Here is a 4,535-nt window from a genome sequence, read left to right on the forward strand (position 1 = left end):
TTTAATAGTAATAACCGATGGTTTTAAGAAATTTGAAACGGCTTCACAATTATGCAGTTATGTTGGTATTACACCAACCATAAGAGAATCGGGAAGTAGTGTAAGGGGCAGGAGTAGGATAAGTAAAGTGGGCAACAAGAAACTCAGGAATCTACTATTTTTATGTGCATTTTCAGCCTGTAAACATAACAAGGCATGTCGAGAGATTTATGAACGTATAGTTAACAAGGGCAAGAGTAAAAAACTGGCATTGATAGCTGTTGCAAATAAACTATTGAAACAGGCGTTTGCTATTGCAAAATCAGGAAGACCATACGATGAAAACTTTGTTTCAAAATTAGCTTAAAATAGCTTGTTTTTTAACTCAGTTCTTTGTTAGGCACTGGCTTTTCATATTTTCTTTTGTCTCAAATTATATAGGTCAATAAATTTGTGTAATTCATCTTCCATGTTGGCAGTAGGAAAATATTTTTCCATTTCTGTATCGAATTCTATCCATTTTTCTAAACCAGCATCCTTGGCAAAGGAAAATAGGTTTTGCTCTAAACCCTCAGTCCTTTTTGACATACTATCATCTTTTATTTTATGGCTGTTTAGCATCCATTCTCCACAATATACTATAGTGAGTAGAGTTTTATATTCCTCTTTTGTTAATTCTATTTTCATGATTTTATTCAAATGGCTCTTTTGGGAGTTTTTTTAAATTTTTTATATATCTATCATTATCAAATGGTTTACCCATTTTAATAATTTCAAACAATTCTATAGCCACACATTGTCCTATCATCTGTCGGGATTGAAAGTCATTGTATCCATCCTTTATCAATTTGTTATATGTGATTTTTGTTTCAGGAGGATCATTATTTTCTAGTTGATTTTTTACTATTTCTAGAATCTGCTCTCTTAATATTTCATTATTTTTCATTGTCAAACGAATTTTCCAGCTAGTGCCTAACGTAAAATATATAAAAAGTAAGGGATTTAAAAATCAATTACCATCTGATTTTACCAAAGCCAATTTAGTAAATAAATGTTTAAAATGTAGGAGAAATATTAATTTTCTAAATTGGCGACCGTGCTTTTGGCGATAGCCTTTTGTAAAAGCACGGAATCCCTTATTTTTTATATATAGTGTTGTGAGCTTTATATTTTAAACCATTTTATTTATCGTCCAGTTTTTAGGGGTTTAAAAGTGCATGTCATTAAATTTAAGAAAAATGACATGATATAAATGTCAGTAGCCCGACTTCAGACCTATTTAAGAAATTCGGATGTTTTTATAAATTTTATGGACTATACATTGTGGTATGGACCGTCCAATTTAGGCGCTTTTTTTATAAGGTGCTGAACCCTAGTTTGGTAAATCACATAAGCTATCAGATTCAAATAGGAGAGGACTTGACTTTTTAATTTAAATCTTATACCTTAGCCATCAAGTTTTATACGACACCGCTCGTTTGAAAATACATTTTCACGGGGTTTACCGCCGAAAACTTGGGTAGCGAATTATCTTCTATAATCCACTATGATTGACCAGGCAATGGTTCTTTCTTTAGCGCAAAAACATTCGAATTAAAAGTCTTTATTGAAGTTGGGCTATTGCTTACAACGTAGATATATGGTTACTGGTAACTATATATCTTTTATAAAGTGTATGTTTTGTTCGTAGTTTGATAACTATATACTCTGTTTCCTAATCCAAATTTAAAGAAAAAGCTTACGATTTGCTATTAATATTTAGAAAATATATGAGCTATTTTAAATTATTGAATTATTTTGACAACTAAAAAAAAGAAAACCCACGTAAAAAAAGAGATTTTATAGGTTTTTTATCGAGTAAGAGATAATTAAAGTGATATAAAATTTGGAAAATCCTCATCGATAATATAGCTCATTTAGATTTTTTAATCATAATTATGTTGCTATAATGTTACTGATTAAAACAAAAAACCCTGATAATCAATTAATTATCAAGGTCTATTTGTACTCAAGGTGGGAATATCTGTATAATTTTAATCAATTGAAAATCAATTAAATAAAATGTATTTTGATTTTGTACTCACCGAATCACTCACCTTTTATTTAAGTGATTAAAAATCAAGATATTAAAAAACAATAAGATTATTCAAAACTCCTTAACAAGACACTGGCTTGTAAATATTTTTTTCCTGTTTTAAAATTGATTTTCTTTTCCAAATGTAAATTGATGATTTCTCCGAATTTGGTCTGTTGAGCTTTAAACATGGAGATATTTCATTTAAGTAAAAAACTAGCCTATTTTAAATTAAACCTGAGATAAGAATCGAATCATCATTCTTTTAAACTTAGTTTGAGTATCAAATTTATTTATTGATACCACCTTTTCTAACAATATATTTTTTTGATGGTTTTCTACTGTACTTTTGAAATTATAACAAATTTCAAATTATATGATAAATTCCATTAAAGTAATTGAGTAGCATGTAATGTTATTGCCAATAAGTTTTTTAGAGCAATAGAGATAACAAATTGATTTGGGTATAAATGACTTATCTTTAAATAAATATCTTCAAAACAAAATGGCACAAAAATCTAAATTAAACCTTCTATTAAGCTTTATTCTTATATTTGCTAATATTAACAATAGTTAGTCTTTTCATTTATTAAATATTGAATCATGAGTAATTAGAGGTGTATTTGTAATTACTTCTTTTTTTATTCACCATTATGTCTTTTCAGAAATTGAATATGAAAAGCTAAGATAAAAAATAAATTCATAAAAATTTTCAATTAACTTAAAAACAAATGAGATCAATCATTTATATTATGAAATTTATTAGAATTCTGATATTTTTTTTCTTTATTATGCTACTAAATGTAAATTGCGGAACTGGCCCTTGGTTTATAAGAAAGAATATTTATGAGACTTATAAAAATCCGATATATAAAGATTCTAAAAACTCATTACGTTTCGATGGATATTATTTGCAAACTGGAGATTTGAGGGAAAATGCACATATTAGGTATGCTATCATTTTTAATAAGAATGGATACTTTACTAAAGTTTGGCTTTCAAACAAAGACTTGAAAAATGAAATCAACAAAAAAATTACTCAAGTAGAAAATACATTAAAAGATGATCTTGGTTGGTGGAGAGTTGAAAAAGACTCTCTTATTTTAGAGAATTATGCTGAAAATAAGATAGGAATGTCAACTTGGAATTATTTTGAAAAAGGATTGGTTATCGATTCGTTACATATAGAATTAAAGTCTGAAGATGAACGAATTCCAATTACAAAATATGAGTTTATAAAATCGGACTCACTGCCTACTATTTTTAATACGGGAAGATATTTGAAAAAGGATTGGTATAATAAAAACCTGAATAAAGATAGGTTAAAAATATAATGATTTCTTGTCATTAATTTATGAAAAGCATTTTCTGCATAATTTTATTTATACCAATTGGAATTTTTGCACAAGCAGAAAAGGATAACAAGCCTAAAAATGAGAGTTAAAAGAACCCAAACTCAAACCACATATTACTGCATTAAACAATTAACACCTTAAATTTTATACATGGAAAATTATAATTTTAAAAACAATATAATGAAAAGAATTATACTAATTTGGATATTTTTTGTGTCTATAAGTTCTTCTCAAGCCCAGAACTTTGATGTTGATTACTCAAATCCTAACGTTACAATCGAAGACATGAATGCTGTATTAAAATCTTTAAAAATCAACGTTTTAAAATTTGGCCTTTATCCACCGGATAGCTTAAAATACAAAGTTTGTCTATTTCTAGAAGAGTACGCTGACAAAGAATTGATGAATGAAAAAGTAATTTGGTGTACATCATCCCCATATCACTCAATAAAAAATGGAGAAAGAATATTTAAGCCATTCGACGGGGCTAGATTTATAATTACAGAAAATGACAATGATTTTTTATTAAATATTAGAATGGGAGATTTTGGCATTGACGAATATAAGCTGGAAATTGATTCCATTTACTCAAATAAACATGCATCAATACCGTTCAAAATAGAAAACACAACTTTACAAGAAGGAAAGACTCCTTTGTTTTTGATAGGTTCATTTTGGGAATCCCCTTCAAAAAATGGAGATGTTCTGTTAAGATTCTGCATGGAAAAGGAATTAGCCACTGATTTTTCTAATCAAGCTTTCGATATGATGCCACATTATTTTATAATTGGGTTAAACGTAACCAAACAAATAGAAAAGGAGAATTAAAATAATTAAAGCCAGTGCATAACACTTGCCACCCCACTTTTACTGTGTTTTTGAGTGAATTTCAGATACTTTTTTAGGTTATATGTAATGGCGGATAGTTGCATACACTTATTAGCCTGTTTAATACCTATGGTATTGACTTTCCCTAAACCCATAAACTCAGTGAGTGTTCCAAAAACGGGCTCTACTGTGCTTTGTCGCTTGGCTTTCATATAACGCCTCTGTGGACTGTTTACTCTGACGATGTTGCGCTCGTACTCGGCGCGGTAATAGGTTACGGTAAATTTCTTTTCCTGGGC

At 28.8% G+C, this 4,535-nt stretch carries 5 protein-coding genes and 1 pseudogene; 3 read left to right on the forward strand and 3 right to left on the reverse strand.

From position 1 onward, the window contains the following. Nucleotides 1-346: transposase (locus G5V56_RS08695; protein ID WP_166963942.1), on the forward strand; the 346-nt coding region annotated here is incomplete at its 5' end. Between the two features lie 44 nt (nt 347-390). On the opposite strand, the gene G5V56_RS08700 is transcribed toward G5V56_RS08695, so the two are convergent. Continuing rightward, nucleotides 391-666: a hypothetical protein gene (locus G5V56_RS08700; protein WP_166963944.1), complete on the reverse strand. Its 276-nt coding sequence runs from the start codon at nt 664-666 to the stop codon at nt 391-393. 4 nt (nt 667-670) lie between these two features. Then, on the reverse strand, nt 671-925 hold the full coding sequence (locus tag G5V56_RS08705; protein ID WP_166963946.1) for a hypothetical protein: 255 nt from the start codon (nt 923-925) through the stop codon (nt 671-673). Between the two features lie 1,880 nt (nt 926-2,805). Between G5V56_RS08705 and G5V56_RS08710 the strand changes: the two genes are divergently transcribed. Beyond that, a complete protein-coding gene (locus G5V56_RS08710; RefSeq protein WP_166963948.1) occupies nt 2,806-3,387 on the forward strand; it encodes a hypothetical protein in 582 nt (193 codons plus the stop codon). A 171-nt stretch (nt 3,388-3,558) separates the two neighbouring features. After that, nucleotides 3,559-4,236 carry a DUF5041 domain-containing protein gene (locus G5V56_RS08715; protein WP_166963950.1) on the forward strand — a complete coding sequence of 226 codons (678 nt, stop codon included), beginning with the start codon at nt 3,559-3,561 and terminating at the stop codon, nt 4,234-4,236. Between the two features lie 20 nt (nt 4,237-4,256). Here G5V56_RS08715 and G5V56_RS08720 read toward each other — a convergent pair. Then, a pseudogene (locus G5V56_RS08720) lies at nt 4,257-4,535 on the reverse strand (transposase); the annotation flags it as partial.

It is taken from the genome of Yeosuana marina, assembly GCF_011762485.1.
Taxonomy (GTDB): domain Bacteria; phylum Bacteroidota; class Bacteroidia; order Flavobacteriales; family Flavobacteriaceae; genus Yeosuana; species Yeosuana marina.